At 62.5% G+C, this 14,904-nt stretch carries 10 protein-coding genes and 1 tRNA gene; all 11 read right to left on the reverse strand.

Annotation, left to right across the window (positions count from 1 at the left end; translation table 11 throughout):
- Positions 1-107 precede the first annotated feature (107 nt).
- Complete coding sequence (gene pnp, locus ACCQ03_RS13705; protein ID WP_017156102.1) at positions 108-2,222, reverse strand: polyribonucleotide nucleotidyltransferase; 2,115 nt, start codon at positions 2,220-2,222, stop codon at positions 108-110.
- 168 nt (positions 2,223-2,390) lie between these two features.
- Positions 2,391-2,651, reverse strand: a complete 261-nt coding sequence (gene rpsO, locus ACCQ03_RS13710) for a 30S ribosomal protein S15 (RefSeq protein WP_003485583.1) — start codon at positions 2,649-2,651, stop codon at positions 2,391-2,393.
- A gap of 156 nt (positions 2,652-2,807) precedes the next feature.
- On the reverse strand, positions 2,808-3,734 hold the full coding sequence (gene truB / locus ACCQ03_RS13715) for a tRNA pseudouridine(55) synthase TruB (protein ID WP_209227517.1): 927 nt from the start codon (positions 3,732-3,734) through the stop codon (positions 2,808-2,810).
- Between the two features lie 79 nt (positions 3,735-3,813).
- On the reverse strand, positions 3,814-4,206 hold the full coding sequence (rbfA, locus tag ACCQ03_RS13720; RefSeq protein WP_005914265.1) for a 30S ribosome-binding factor RbfA: 393 nt from the start codon (positions 4,204-4,206) through the stop codon (positions 3,814-3,816).
- A gap of 143 nt (positions 4,207-4,349) precedes the next feature.
- A complete protein-coding gene (infB, locus tag ACCQ03_RS13725) occupies positions 4,350-7,061 on the reverse strand; it encodes a translation initiation factor IF-2 (RefSeq protein WP_057678320.1) in 2,712 nt (903 codons plus the stop codon).
- 95 nt (positions 7,062-7,156) lie between these two features.
- On the reverse strand, positions 7,157-8,668 hold the full coding sequence (nusA, locus tag ACCQ03_RS13730; RefSeq protein WP_017156099.1) for a transcription termination factor NusA: 1,512 nt from the start codon (positions 8,666-8,668) through the stop codon (positions 7,157-7,159).
- A gap of 4 nt (positions 8,669-8,672) precedes the next feature.
- Positions 8,673-9,263, reverse strand: a complete 591-nt coding sequence (gene rimP, locus ACCQ03_RS13735) for a ribosome maturation factor RimP (protein WP_209227515.1) — start codon at positions 9,261-9,263, stop codon at positions 8,673-8,675.
- Positions 9,264-9,460: 197 nt separating this feature from the next.
- Positions 9,461-9,537: transfer RNA gene (locus ACCQ03_RS13740), tRNA-Met, on the reverse strand.
- A gap of 200 nt (positions 9,538-9,737) precedes the next feature.
- Positions 9,738-11,198 (reverse strand): NADH-quinone oxidoreductase subunit NuoN, encoded by a 1,461-nt coding sequence (gene nuoN, locus ACCQ03_RS13745; protein ID WP_057678322.1) that lies wholly within the window; start codon positions 11,196-11,198, stop codon positions 9,738-9,740.
- A 36-nt stretch (positions 11,199-11,234) separates the two neighbouring features.
- Positions 11,235-12,737 carry an NADH-quinone oxidoreductase subunit M gene (locus ACCQ03_RS13750; RefSeq protein ID WP_057678323.1) on the reverse strand — a complete coding sequence of 501 codons (1,503 nt, stop codon included), beginning with the start codon at positions 12,735-12,737 and terminating at the stop codon, positions 11,235-11,237.
- 20 nt (positions 12,738-12,757) lie between these two features.
- The gene (gene nuoL, locus ACCQ03_RS13755) at positions 12,758-14,902 is read right to left on the reverse strand and encodes an NADH-quinone oxidoreductase subunit L (RefSeq protein ID WP_057678324.1); all 2,145 of its coding nucleotides are present in this window, start codon (positions 14,900-14,902) and stop codon (positions 12,758-12,760) included.
- Positions 14,903-14,904 lie beyond the last annotated feature (2 nt).

The raw sequence follows: 14,904 nt of genomic DNA on the forward strand, positions 1-14,904 counted from the left end.
TTGGTGCGAGCAGGAGTCAGACAGCCCTGCTAGCCACAACAAAAAAAAAACGGGCCGAAGCCCGCTTTTTTGTCATGCATCATGCGTGATGCATCAGCATGCGGCGATTACTCCGCCGACGCCTGCACGCCTTCGCCTTCTTCCACTGCCTTGATCGACAGACGGATGCGGCCCTGCTTGTCCACTTCCAGCACCTTGACGCGGACCAGATCGCCTTCCTTCAACTTGTCGCCGACCTTCTCCACGCGCTCGCTGGAAATCTGCGACACGTGCACCAGGCCGTCCTTGCCCGGCAGGATGGTGACGAACGCACCGAAGTCCATGATCTTGGCGACCTTGCCTTCGTAGATGCGGCCCGGCTCCACGTCCGAGGTGATCTGCTCGATGCGCGACTTGGCAGCCTGCGCGGCAATCGCGTTGACCGAAGCGATGATGATCGTGCCATCGTCCTGGATGTCGATCTGCGTGCCGGTTTCCTTGGTAATGGCCTGGATGGTCGAGCCACCCTTGCCGATCACTTCGCGGATCTTGTCCGGGTGGATCTTGATGGTCAGCAGTCGCGGCGCGTAGTCGCTCAGCTCCTGACGCGGGGTGGTCAGCGCATGCGCCATCTCGCCCAGGATATGCAGACGGCCAGCTTTGGCCTGCTGCAATGCCTGCTTCATGATCTCTTCGGTGATGCCTTCGATCTTGATGTCCATCTGCAGCGCGGACACGCCTTCGGCAGTACCGGCCACCTTGAAGTCCATGTCGCCGAGGTGATCTTCGTCACCCAGGATGTCGGAGAGCACGACGAAGTCGTTGCCTTCCTTGACCAGACCCATCGCGATACCTGCGACCGGCGCCTTGATCGGCACGCCGGCATCCATCAGCGCCAGCGAGCTGCCGCAAACCGATGCCATCGAGGACGAACCGTTGGACTCGGTGATTTCCGAGACCACGCGAATGGTGTACGGGAATTCTTCCAGAGTCGGCATCACGGCCAGCACGCCGCGCTTGGCCAGGCGGCCGTGGCCGATTTCGCGACGCTTCGGCGCACCGAAACGACCGCACTCGCCCACCGAATACGGAGGGAAGTTGTAATGGAACAGGAAGTTTTCCTTGTACTCGCCCGACACTGCGTCGATGACCTGACCGTCGCGCGCGGTGCCCAGCGTGGTGATCACGATCGCCTGCGTCTCGCCGCGGGTAAACAGCGCCGAGCCATGGGTACGCGGCAACACGCCGGCCTTGGCGCTGATCGGACGCACGGTATCCAGTGCACGGCCGTCGATGCGCACCTTGCTGCTCAACACCGAACCACGCATGGTCTGGTATTCCAGCTCGCCGAATTCCTTGGCCAGATCACCGGCAGCCCAGCCTTCGATGGTCGCGCGCGGCGCCAGGGCGCCCAGCACGTCCTTCTTGATCGCCGAAATCGCATCGCGGCGCTGCAGCTTGTCGCGCACCTGGAATGCCGACGCCAGCTGGTCGCCCACCGCTTCCTTCAGTGCGGCGATCATGCCGTCGTTCTTGGCCGGGGCCACCCAATCGGACGGCTTGGTGCCGGCTTCGACGGTCAGCTCGTTGATGACGTTGATGACCTTCTGCATCTCGCGATGACCGAACGTCACTGCGCCCAGCATCACTTCTTCGGACAGCAGCTCGGCTTCGGACTCGACCATCAGCACCGCGTTGGCGGTACCGGCCACGACCAGCTCCAGCTGCGAATCCTTCAGCTCGGTCACGGTCGGGTTGAGGATGTATTCGCCATTCTTGTAGCCGACCTTGGCGGCGCCGATCGGGCCCTTGAAGGGGGTGCCGGCCAGCGACAGTGCAGCCGAGGCGCCGATCAGCGCGGCGATGTCGCCGTCGATGTCCGGATTCATCGACATCACGGTGGCGATGATCTGCACTTCGTTCTTGTAGTCCTCCGGGAACAGCGGACGGATCGGACGATCGATCAGGCGCGAGATCAACGTTTCCTTCTCGGTCGCGCGTCCTTCGCGCTTGAAGAAGCCGCCCGGGATGCGGCCGCCAGCGTAGAACTTCTCCTGATAATCGACCGTCAGAGGAAAGAAGTCCTGCCCTTCGCGCGCGCTCTTGGCGGCGACGGCGGTGACCAGCAGTACGGTGTCGTCGAACTTGACGATCACGGCACCGCCTGCCTGGCGAGCGATTTCGCCCGTCTCAAGGGTGACGGTGTGCTTGCCGTACTGGAAGGTTTTGGTGATTTTTGCCACGGAGGTTTTTTCCCTTAGGTATTGCTGTCTGCGTTGGACCGTCGTCGACCCATGCCGAGAACGGGCGGCCGGGAGGCTCCGGCCCAAAAGTGCGTCTTGCTTAAAACGGAGTGCGATTGACCAAAACAAAACCGCGGCGCATCGCTGCGCCGCGGCGGTAGGACTCGATTAGCGGCGCAGGCCGAGCTTCTCGATCAAGGACTTGTAACGCTCGTTGTCCTTCTTCTTCAGGTAGTCGAGCAGGCTGCGACGACGGTTGACCATCTGCAGCAGACCACGGCGGCTGTGGTGATCCTTCTTGTGGGTCTTGAAGTGACCGGTCAGCAGCTCGATGCGTGCGGTGAGCAGAGCGACCTGCACTTCCGGCGAACCGGTGTCCTGGGCGCTGCGCTTGTTGTCTTCAATAACTTTCTGGGTGTCGACGGACATGATGTTTTCTCGATAGATGCGTGGTCGACAGGAACGTGCGTGACGCACCGTCGGACTCGCCGTTTGCTTAGGATGAGCGCGCTTGGCGCAAAGGTGCCCCGATCGGGGCCGCGAAATTGTAACGTCGCCCGGCCCGGGTAACAAGTTGACAGAATCTTAACAGGCTGGAATTTCGTTCAGTCCATTGAACAATCGCTGCGGCGACAAGCGCCCGTCGGCGTCGACCAGGCCTAGTCCCGAGGGGGTTCCGTCCGGTCCGAATACGGCGACCTGCCCCGCCGGAAATGCGGCGTCACGCAGGCGCTGGCCCATGCGGAAACGCGCCGCGTGGTTCTGATCGAGCACGATTCGCGCAAAATCGGCCAGGCCGGCCTCGATCGGCAGCAAGAGTGTCTGTGCCTCGGCGCCCGCCTCCAGCGCGGCCGACAACGCCTCCAGCGTGATCATCTGTGGAGCGCGAAACGGCTCCACCCACAGCCGACGCAACGAGGCGATGTGCGCCCCACATCCCAGCACCTCGCCCAGGTCGCGTGCCAGGCTGCGAATATACGTGCCCGAGCCGCAGGTCACGCGCAGGCGCAGACGTGGGGCGCTGTAGCCCAGCACCTCGATCGCCTGCACATCCACCTCGCGCACCGGCGCTTCGATGCGTTCGCCGCGTCGCGCCTTGGCATACAGCGGCTCGCCGCCTTGCTTGAGCGCGGAATAAATCGGCGCTTGTTGCTGGATACGGCCGATGAAGGGCGCCAACGCCGCCTGCAGATCGGACTCGCTCAGGTCCGGCACCGCACGCTGGCGCAGCGGCTCGCCGTCGGCGTCGTCGGTGTCGGTGGTGACGCCCAACACGATCTCGGCGTCGTACGCCTTGGCTGAACCGAGCAGCAGCCCGGCGATCTTGGTGGCTTCGCCAAAACAGAGCGGCAACAGGCCGGTGGCCAGCGGATCCAGGCTGCCGGTATGGCCGCCCTTCTCAGCGCGCAATAACCGACGTGCGGCCTGCAGTGCATTGTTGGAGCTCAACCCGGCCGGCTTGTCCAGCAGCAGGATGCCGTGCAACGGGCGATAGACGATGCGGGGTTTCAAAAGATCGGTGCTCGAATCAGGCGCAGTGCGCGCCCGCGGGAATCAGGGCCGCGGCAGGCGCGGCAGGCCGTGACAGCGCTCAGCGCTGTTCGGCATCTTCATCGCTGGATGTGGCCTCGGGGCCAACGTCGTCCAGGTCACGCAGCAGATTGTCGATGCGTTCGCCGCGATCGACCGAATCGTCGTAATGGAAGTGCAGCTCCGGCACATGGCGCAGCTTCATCGCGCGCGCCAACTGCGTACGCAGCTGGCCGGCGATTTCCTTGAGCCCCTTGACCGCTTCGGCCGAACGCTCCTGCTGCAGCGCGGTGACGAACACCTTGGCGTGCGCCAGGTCGCGACTGATTTCGACGTCAGACACGCTGACCGACGGCAGGCCATGGTCGCGCACGGCCGCGTGCACGATCGTGCCGAGGTCGCGACGCACCTGCGCAGACACCCGGTCGGTGCGATGGAATGATTTGGTTGGCATGGTCGTGGACCTGGTTGATTCGGAGGGCCAGTTGGCACCGAAGCCAAAAACAAACGCGGGCGGCCATGCCGCCCTCGCCTTGCAGAACCTGCATTGGACAACTCCGCCGAGCGGAGTCCGGGGCCGGTCGGCCCCGGCAGCCGTTACAGCGTACGGGCCACTTCGATACGCTCGAAGCACTCGATCTGGTCGCCGGCCTTGACGTCGTTGTAAGCCTTCACGCCGATACCGCATTCGGTGCCGTTACGCACTTCGTCAACGTTTTCCTTGAAGCGACGCAGCGATTCCAGCTCGCCTTCGAACACCACGACGCTGTCGCGGAGTACGCGGATCGGCTTGCTGCGCTTGACCACGCCTTCGATGACCATGCAGCCTGCAACCGCGCCGAACTTCGAGCTGCGGAACACATCGCGGACCTGTGCGATGCCGATGATCTCTTCGCGGATTTCCACGCCGAGCAGACCGGAGGCCACCTGCTTCACCTGATCGATCACGTCATAGATGATCGAGAAATAACGCAGATCGATGCCGTTGGACTCGACGATCTTGCGCGCCGAGGCATCCGCACGCACGTTGAAGCCGATGATCGTCGCCTTGGAAGCAGCAGCCGAATTGGCGTCCGATTCGGTGATGCCGCCCACGCCGGAGTGGATCACGTTGATGCGGATGTCCTCGTTGGACAACGCCACCAACGACTGCTTGAGTGCTTCCACCGAGCCCTGCACGTCAGCCTTGATCACCAGGTTCAGCACCTGCTGGCCTTCGCCCTTGCCCATCTGGGCCAGGATGTCTTCCATGCGGTTGGTGGCCGAGGCAACCAGACGCGATTCGCGGCGCTTGGTTTCGCGCTGCTGCGCCACGTCCTTGGCCAGGCGCTCGTCGTCGACGACCACGAAGTCGTCGCCCGCCTCCGGCACGCCGGACAAACCCAGCACCTGCACCGGAATCGACGGGCCCGCCGAGGCCGGCTGATGACCGGTTTCGTCGAACAACGCACGCACGCGACCGTACTGGATGCCGCACACCAGATAGTCGCCACGCTTCAGCGCACCCTGCTGCACCAGCACCGTCGCGACCGGGCCGCGGCCCTTGTCCAGCGAGGATTCGATGACGGTACCGCTGGCGCGGCCCTCGGCCACGGCCTTGAGTTCCAGCACTTCGGCCTGCAACGAAATCGCATCCAGCAGCGTGTCCACGCCGGTACCGACCTTGGCAGAGACTTCGATGAACTGGGTGTCGCCACCGAACTCTTCGGCCACTACGTTTTCGGCCAGCAGCTCGTTCTTGACCCGCAGCGGATCGGCGCCGGTCTTGTCGATCTTGTTGACCGCCACGATCAGCGGTACGCCTGCCGCCTTGGCATGCGCAACCGCTTCCTTGGTCTGCGGCATCACGCCGTCGTCGGCGGCAACGACCAGCACCACGATGTCGGTGATCTTGGCGCCACGGGCACGCATCGAGGTAAATGCGGCATGGCCGGGCGTATCCAGGAAGCTGATGACGCCACGACCGGTTTCGACGTGGTACGCACCGATGTGCTGGGTAATGCCGCCGGCTTCGCCGGAGGCGATCTTGGTACGGCGGATATAGTCCAGCAGCGAGGTCTTGCCGTGATCGACGTGACCCATGATGGTGACCACCGGCGGACGCGACGTGGCTTCGCCCTGCGCATCTTCGGCATGCGCCAGCAGCGCGTCCTCGAAGTCGGCATTGTCGGCACGCACGGCCTTATGGCCGAGCTCTTCGGTCACCAGTGCGGCGGTGTCGTGATCGATGCTCTGGGTGATGGTCGCCATGACGCCCATCTTGAACAACGCCTTGACCACGTCGCCGCCCTTGAGCGCGAGCTTCTGCGCCAGGTCTGCCACGGTGATGGTCTCGCCGATCGCCACTTCACGCACCACCGGTGCGGTCGGACGCTCGAACCCATGCGGGCCACTGTTGGCCTGGCTGCCACGGCCGTTGTCATTACCACGACGCGAGGACGACGAACCCGGGCGGCCGGTCGGCTTGCCGCGCACATTGGAACGCCGCGCGCGATCGGCCGCGGACAGATGCAACTGCCCGGCAAAGCGCTTGGTCGCATCGTCGTCTTCGACACCGGCCACCATGACGTGCGAACCGCGCGTCTTGTGCTTGGCGGCATTGCTGCGGTCGTCCGCACGTGCCGGCGCTGCCGGACGCGAGGCCGGGGATGCACCGGCCGGGCGCGCCGCACGCGGTGCGGACGACGGCGAAGCAGCAGAACGTGCAGCCGGCGCGGCGGCAGACGGCGTCGGCGCGTCAGCAACCGGGGCCGGCGCACTGGCAGCCGCAGCGGCTTCCTCGGCAGCCTTGCGCTCGGCTTCTGCACGGTCCTTGGCGGCCTGCTCTTCCTCGCGCTTGCGCTGAATTGCCTCGTCGCGCACACGGTCGCTTTCGGCCAGGCGCTGCTGCTCTTCGAGGTTGCGCTGACGCGACTCCTCGAGCTTGCGCAGGATATCGGCGCGCTCTTCGTCCGGCGTCATCGGCGCGGCCCGGCCGCTGCCTTCGTTCTCGGACTTCACGTAGGTGCGCTTCTGCCGCACTTCCACATTGACCGTGGTCTTGGTGCGGCCGGCGTTGACAGTGACTTCCTGCAGCTTGCGCCGATTGAGCGTGATTTTCTTGGCTGCTTCGCTCGCCGCTTCGGCAGACGTTTCCGCCTTGCCATGCGTGCGACGCAGGAAGCCAAGCAGTTTCATCTTCTCGGTGCTGGTCACGACCTGGTCGGGACCGCTGAACTTCATTCCGGCCTCGGCCAGTTGAACCAGCAGTTTATCGACCGGCGTGTTGACCAGTTCGGCAAGCTTGCGGATGGTGGTTTGCTGCGACATTCGGATCCTATGATCTGGTTGGCGCCCCCTCGCCCAGAGCAAGGGATACGCTGATTCTAAGCCCTGATGGGGTCAGGGCGCGGTTCATTGCCGGCTCATTCGCCGCGCTCCAAACGGGCGATCTCCTCGGCGCGGGCCGCCAGGATCAGCGCCGCGGCGCGCTCCTGGGTCATGCCCTCGATGCCGAAGTCGACGATCTCGTCCGCGGCCAGGTCGGACAAGTCCTCGCTGGTACGCACGCCGTGCTCGGCCAGCGCAAAAGCCGTCTCCTCGTCCATCCCCTCCAGCGCCAGCAGGTCCTCGGCGGGCTGAGTTCCTTCCAGGCCTTCCTCCTCGGCCAGCGCGGCGTTCAGCAGCGCATCGCGGGCACGGGCGCGCAGTTCCTCAACGATGTCTTCGTCGAAGCCTTCCACCGCCAGCAACTCGCCGACCGGCACATAGGCAATTTCTTCGACCGTATTGAAACCTTCGGAGACCAGGATCGCGGAAATTTCCTCGTCCACTTCCAGGCGGTCCATGAACAGCTGGCGTGCCGCGGCCTGCTCGGCCTCGGACTTGGCGGCCACCTGGTCGGCGGTCATCACGTTGAGCTGCCAACCGGTCAGGCGGCTGGCCAAACGCACGTTCTGGCCGCCCTTGCCGATCGCCTGCGCCAGGCGGTCTTCCGCCACCGCCAGGTCCATCGAGTGCTTGTCTTCATCGACAATGATCGACTGCACTTCGGCAGGCGCCATCGCGTTGATGACGAAGTTGGCCGGGTTCTCGTTCCACAACACGATGTCCACGCGCTCGCCATTGAGCTCGTTGGACACCGCCTGCACACGTGAACCGCGCATGCCGATGCACGCGCCGATGGGATCGGTGCGGGCGTCGTGCGCGATCACGGCAATCTTGGCGCGGTCGCCCGGATCGCGTGCGCAAGCCTTGATCTCGACCAGGCCCTGACCGACTTCCGGCACCTCGAGCTTGAACAGCTCGATCATGAATTCCGGTGCGGCACGGCTGATGAACAGCTGCGGGCCACGAGGCTCGGAGCGCACTTCGGCCAGATAGCCGCGCACGCGGTCGCCGGGACGCAGCACGTCGCGCGGAATGCCCTTGTCCTTCGGAATGAAGGCTTCGGCGTTGCCGCCAAGATCGACAAAGATATTGCCGCGCTCTGCACGCTTGACCACGCCGGTGATCAACTCGCCTACGCGATCCTTCCACGCATCCACCACCTGCTGGCGCTCGGCCTCGCGCACACGCTGCACGATCACCTGCTTGGCAGCCTGCGCGGCGATACGGCCGAAGTCGGGGTTCTCGATCTGCTCTTCGATGTAATCGCCCACTTCCACGCCGTCGGCCTCGTCGATGGCATCCATCAGACGCACCTGGCGGTCAGGGGATTCCATCACCACGTCATCGGCAACCACTTCCCAGCGACGGTAGGTTTCGTAAGTACCGTCCTTGTGATCGATGGTGACGCGGGCCAGCACGTCCTGGTCGGGATAGCGCTTCTTCGCTGCGGACGCCAGCGCAGCTTCGATCGCTTCGAAGATCACTTCGCGCGGCACGCCCTTTTCATTGGCGACCGCATCCACTACCAGCAAAAGTTCCTTGCTCATTTCGTCACTCCGCGCGCGGCTTGCCAGCCGCCGACTCGTTGGATGGTTTCTTCTTTTCGTGCCCGGGTTTCTTCGGGCCGGGCTTGTTCGGTTTCTGCGGTGCCAGACCCAGCGCAACCCAATCCGGCACGATGCGCGCTTTGTCGATATTGTCGTAGCCGATCTGCACGTCCTTGCCATCGACGGCGAACACCACCGCATCTGCCTCGGCATCGATGCGCAGGATCTCGCCCTGGAAGCGGCGCCGCCCATCCTGCGCCAGCTTCAAGACGATCTTTGCCGACTCACCGGTATGGCGCGCGAACTGTTCCAGCGTGAACAGCGGACGATCCACGCCTGGCGATGACACTTCCAGCGTGTAGTTGCCGCTGATCGGGTCTTCCACGTCGAGCTGGGCAGAGACCTCGCGGCTCACGCGCTCGCAGTCGTCGACATTGACGACGCGCTCGGGATGTTCGGCCAACGGCACATCGATATAGAGGCGCAATGTGGCGCCGCCTGGAGCGGGAAGATATTCCACACCCAGCAGTTCCAAGCCCAGGGACTCAACCGTTGGACTCAGCAGATTCGCGATTTCGGTCGCTTTTTCGCTCACAGACTGCCCTGATCAGATGATTGCCAGTAGAACCCCGGCAACCGGCAGCAAACTTTCCGGTTCCGGAAAAAACAAGGGGCCCGATGGGCCCCTTGCGTGAAAAAAGCCCGACCTCTCTGGGTCGGCGTAAAGACGGGAACATGCGTCCTTACGATCCAAGAAGTTGAATTACTGCGATGAAGCAACAATTCGAAACTTGGTAGCGGGGGCAGGATTTGAACCTGCGACCTTCGGGTTATGAGCCCGACGAGCTGCCAGACTGCTCCACCCCGCAGCAGAAGCGGAATTATGAAGAACTTGAGCGGCAATTGCAAGCCCTAGTTTTTCATCTGTTGAACAGCGTGGCGGCTGTTCAACGTCGCGGCGAATAATACCCGCATTGCAACAAAAACGAAACAGTCAACGCAGCCCTATTTCAGAGCGGCGCCGCACAGGCTGCGCGACACCGTCTTACGTCGCGCCAACATGGCGGTCTCAGGCGAGCCCGGCGAACGCGCGCTGGCACCACACCATGATCGGGCTCCAGGCCAGGCCAAGTGCAAGCAGGGCCAGCGCGTTGACGCCGAGCACGGTGCCGAGCACACGATCGTTATTGGCCGGCAACGGCTCACCTACAGGCTCGTCGAAGTACATGACCTTGATGACGCGCAGGTAGTAGTACGCACCGATCACTGCACAGATCACACCAACCAAGGCTAGCCACAGCATGTCGCCCTTCACTGCCGCGCCCAGCACCGCCAACTTGGTCCAGAAACCAAGGAACGGCGGGATGCCCGCAAGCGACGCCATGATGCACAGCACCAGGCCGGCCATCCACGGATTGCGCGCGTTGAGTCCCTTGAAGTCGTCGATGTTTTCCGCTTCGAATCCATTGCGCGACAGCGCGATAATGGCGCCGAAGGACGCGGTAGACATGATGGTGTAGCTGACCGCGTAGAACATGGCAGCCGCATAGCCCTCTTCACCACCGCCAGCCACGCCCATCAGCAGGAAGCCGATATGCGAGACCGTCGAGTATGCAAGCATGCGCTTGAGGTTGCTCTGCGCAATGGCCATCAGGTTACCGACCACCAGCGACACCGCCGACAAGCCGCCGATCAGCAGATGCCACTGCGGCGACAACGGGCCCATACCGACTTCCAGCAGGCGATAGGCCATACCGAACGCCGCAAGCTTGGGCGCCGAGCTGATGAACAACGCGATCGGCGCAGGCGCACCCTGATACACATCGGGCAGCCACATGTGGAAAGGCGCAGCACCCAGCTTGAAGGCGACGCCGGCGATCATGAAGATGGTGCCGGTCAGCAGCAAGGTGCGTTCGTTCGAGCCTTCGATTACATCGTGGATGCCGGCCAGGCTAAGCGTACCAGTGGCGCCGTAGACCAAGGACATGCCGTACAGCAGCAGACCCGACGCGAGCGACCCGAGCACGAAATACTTCATCGCCGCTTCGGTGGCCAGGCCGTTGTCGCGATTGGAGGCGACCAATGCGTAGGAGCACAGCGCCAGCAGTTCCAGCCCCAGATAGACCATCAGCAGGCTACCGGCCGAGGCCAGCAACATCATGCCGGCAGTGGCGAACAGCACCAGCACCGGGATTTCGCCCTGGTAGAGATTGCGCTCGCGCAGGTAGGTCCAGCCATAGACCAGGCTCAACCCGCTGACCAGCACGATCACCGTCTTCATGACATCGGCTGCCGTATCGCGGACGAACATACCGTTGAAGATATCGCCCTGCCCGCCCGTGCCGGTCGCAAGCAACACGAGTACCACGGCAAGCACGGCAACGGAGAACAGGTGGGTCCAGACCTTGTTCCGCTGGCTCACGAATAGGTCGAGCATCAGCAGTGCGAAGGCGCCGCCGATCAGCACCAGCTCCGGTACGAGCGGAGCCAGGTCAGCGGTGGTCAACGGCGCGAGCGTTGGCGTGGTCATCATTAAATCCTGGAAATCAAAACGTACGGCAAGCGGTCAGAGCTTGGTCGCGGCAATCTGGGTTGCCAGCTTGGCGATCGACGGTTCCATCAGATCGGTCAGCGGCTTCGGGTAGAGGCCCAGGGCCAGCACGCCAGCGGCGAACACCCCCAGCACGAATGCTTCGCGGCCATTGATGTCCTTCAGCTCGGCCACATGGGCGTTGGCCACTTCGCCGAAAAACACGCGCCTATAGAGCCACAGCGTGTACGCGGCGGTGATCACCAGCGTGGTGGCGGCGCCGAAGGCGACCAACGGATGCTTCTGGAAGCTGGCCAGGATGACCATGAACTCGCCGACGAAACCACTTGTTCCAGGCAGGCCGGCATTGGCCATGAAGAACAACATCGCGAAGGTGGCGAACCAGGGCATCACGTTGACCACGCCGCCGTAGTCGGCGATGCGACGGGTATGCATGCGGTCGTAGAGCACGCCGATGCACGAGAACATCGCACCGGACACGAAACCGTGCGAGATCATCTGCACCATCGCACCCTGCAAGCCCAGACGGGCAGCATCGGTGCTGCCGTACTCGCGCACCAGAGTGAACGCGATGAAGGTACCGAGCGTGACGAAACCCATGTGCGCGATGGACGAATAAGCCACCAGCTTCTTCATGTCGTCCTGTACCAACGCCACCAGGCCGACATAGATCACCGCAATCAGCGATAGCGTGATGACCAGCCAGGCGAACTCATGACTCGCATCGGGCACGATCGGCAGGTTGAAGCGCAGGAAGCCGTAGCCGCCGATCTTCAACGCAATCGCCGCCAGGATCACCGAACCGGCTGTGGGCGCCTCGACGTGCGCGTCCGGCAGCCAGGTATGCACCGGGAACATCGGCACCTTGACTGCGAAGGCGATCAGGAACGCGAAGAAGATCCAGGTCTGTTCCTTGGCTGTCAGCTGCAGCGCATACAGGTCGGCGAGCTGGAAGCTTCCGCCCTTCAGATACAGATACACAAGGCCCACCAGCATCAGCACCGAGCCGAGGAAAGTGTAGAGGAAGAACTTCATCGCGGCATAGATGCGCCGCGGCCCGCCCCAGACACCGATGATCAAGAACATCGGGATCAGCATGGCTTCGAAGAACACGTAGAACAACATTGCGTCGGTGGCGGCGAAGATACCGACGGTGACGCCTTCCAGGATCAGGAAGGCAGCCACGTACTGATTGACGCGCTTGTCGATCGAGCGCCAGGCACCGATCAGGGCCAGCACCGTCACCAGCGTGGTCAGCACGATCAACGCGACCGCGATGCCATCCACGCCCAGGTTGTAGCCGATGTTATAGGCCGGAATCCAGGCATGCAGTTCGATGAACTGCATGGCGTCATTGGCCGTGTCGTAGCCCAGCAGCGGCAGACTCAGCGCAAAGGTCGCCACCGCTACCGCCAAGGATGCCCAGCGGGCAGTCTCGGCGTTGCGCAACGCAAGGATCAGGGCGCCACCGATAATCGGCAGCCAGATCAAGATAGACAGTAAAGGCCAGTTCGACACGTTTTCTTATTCCGTACAGGTCAACGCCAGAAATGCATCAGTACCGCCAACAAGGCGATCAAACCGATGATCATTGCGAAGGCGTAGTGATAGAGGAAACCGGATTGCGTGCGACGCAGCAGATTTGCAGCCAGGTCGATCAGTCGGGCAGAACCGTTGACGACAGCGCCGTCGACCACATGGGTATCGACTGCGCGTGACGCCTTGCCAAGAACCACGCCACCACCGGCGAAGCCATTGATCCAAACCTTGTCTAAGAAGTACTTGTTCTCAAGTATCCAAACCAGCCACGAAAGCTTCTTACGTGATGTCGCTGCCCACTCAGGCTTCCAGAGATAGAACAGCGCGGCAAGCAGCAGGCCGGCAACCGTCAGGAAGAAAGGAGCGGCCAGCAGGCCATGCCGTGCGAATGCCACCGGACCATGAAACTCCTTGGCCAATGCACCAACGGTATCGCGTGCCGGATCGTAGAAATCGACGATACCGGTGAAGAACGAGACTGCCTGGCCCTGCATGGCGTGCGCCGCATGGTTGCCTTGCCAGTCGGTACCGAACAACATCGGACCGATGGTGAAGAAACCAATCGCCACCGAGGGGATTGCCAGCAGGATCAACGGCAGCGTCACAACCCACTTGGACTCATGCGGCTCGTGCGCACCGTGATGACCATGTCCGTGATCGTCGTGGCCATGCGCATCGTGCGCGTGAACCTGCGCTTCGGCATCGGTATGCGCGCTGTCGTGATGCGAATGCGCGTCGTGCGCATGGGCGTCGCGGAAGCGCTCCTTGCCATGGAAGGTCAGGAACAGCAGACGGAAGCTGTAAAAGCTGGTCACCAATACACCACCTAACACAGCCCAATAGCCATAGAGTGCGATCAAGCTATGCGACTCATGCGCATGATGCGCGGCCGCTTCGATGATGGTGTCCTTGGAGTAGAAACCGGAGAAGAACGGCGTACCGACCAGCGCCAGGGTACCGATCACGCTGGTCCAGTAGGTGACCTTCATGTACTTGCGCAGGCCGCCCATCTTGCGCATGTCCTGCTCGTGGTGCATGCCGATGATCACCGAGCCGGCCGCCAGGAACAGCAGCGCTTTGAAGAAGGCATGCGTCATCAGATGGAACACGGCAGCCGAATAGGCCGACACGCCCAATGCCACGGTCATGTAACCCAGCTGCGACAGCGTGGAGTACGCAACCACGCGCTTGATGTCGTTCTGCACGATGCCGATCAGGCCGGTGAAGAAGGCCGTGGTCGCACCGATGACCAGGATGAAGTTCAGGGCGGTCTCCGACAGCTCGAACAGCGGCGACATGCGCGCCACCATGAAGATGCCGGCGGTGACCATCGTTGCGGCATGGATCAGCGCCGAGATCGGCGTGGGGCCTTCCATCGAGTCCGGCAGCCACACGTGCAACGGCACCTGGGCCGACTTGCCCATCGCACCGATGAACAGGCAGATGCAGATCAGCGTCATCACGCTCCATTCGTGGCCCGCGAACAGCTGCACCTTGGCACCGGCCATCGTGGTTGCGTTAGCGAACACGGTGGAGTAATCCAACGAGCCGAACCACAGCAGCACACCGGCGATACCGAGGATGAAACCGAAGTCGCCGACGCGATTGACCAAGAACGCCTTCATGTTGGCGAACACGGCGGTCGGCCGCTTGAACCAGAAACCGATCAGCAGGTACGACACCAGACCCACCGCTTCCCAGCCGAAGAACAGCTGCAGGAAGTTGTTGCTCATCACCAGCGTGAGCATGGAGAACGTGAACAACGAGATATAGCTGAAGAAGCGCTGGTAGCCCGGGTCTTCTTCCATGTAGCCAATGGTGTAGATGTGCACCAGCAGCGACACGAAGGTCACTACCACCATCATCATTGCGGTCAGGCGGTCGACCATGAAGCCGACATGCGCCGAGTAATTGCCGACATCAAAGAACGTGTAAAGGTTCTGGTTGAACGGGCTGGCGCCCTGCTCCACCAGCTGATACAGCGTCAGGCACGACAACACGCAGCTGACCGCAACACCGAGGATGGTGACGTACTGCGCGCCCTTGCGCCCGACCTGGCGCCCGAACAGGCCGGCGATGATGCTGCCGACCAGCGGTGCAAGCACCACTGCGATCAACAGACTCTTGGAGAGAGTGATTTCCATCT

It is taken from the genome of Xanthomonas sp. NCPPB 3569 (assembly GCF_041475645.2).
Classification (GTDB): domain Bacteria; phylum Pseudomonadota; class Gammaproteobacteria; order Xanthomonadales; family Xanthomonadaceae; genus Xanthomonas; species Xanthomonas phaseoli.

Excerpts from the sequence above, each read along its gene's own strand:
- rpsO (WP_003485583.1), bottom strand. The coding sequence starts at position 2,651 with ATGTCCGTCGACACCCAGAAAGTTATTGAAGACAACAAGCGCAGCGCC.
- rbfA (WP_005914265.1), bottom strand. The coding sequence starts at position 4,206 with ATGCCAACCAAATCATTCCATCGCACCGACCGGGTGTCTGCGCAGGTG.
- infB (WP_057678320.1), bottom strand. The coding sequence starts at position 7,061 with ATGTCGCAGCAAACCACCATCCGCAAGCTTGCCGAACTGGTCAACACG.
- nusA (WP_017156099.1), bottom strand. The coding sequence starts at position 8,668 with ATGAGCAAGGAACTTTTGCTGGTAGTGGATGCGGTCGCCAATGAAAAG.
- nuoN (WP_057678322.1), bottom strand. The coding sequence starts at position 11,198 with ATGACCACGCCAACGCTCGCGCCGTTGACCACCGCTGACCTGGCTCCG.
- nuoL (WP_057678324.1), bottom strand. The coding sequence starts at position 14,902 with ATGGAAATCACTCTCTCCAAGAGTCTGTTGATCGCAGTGGTGCTTGCA.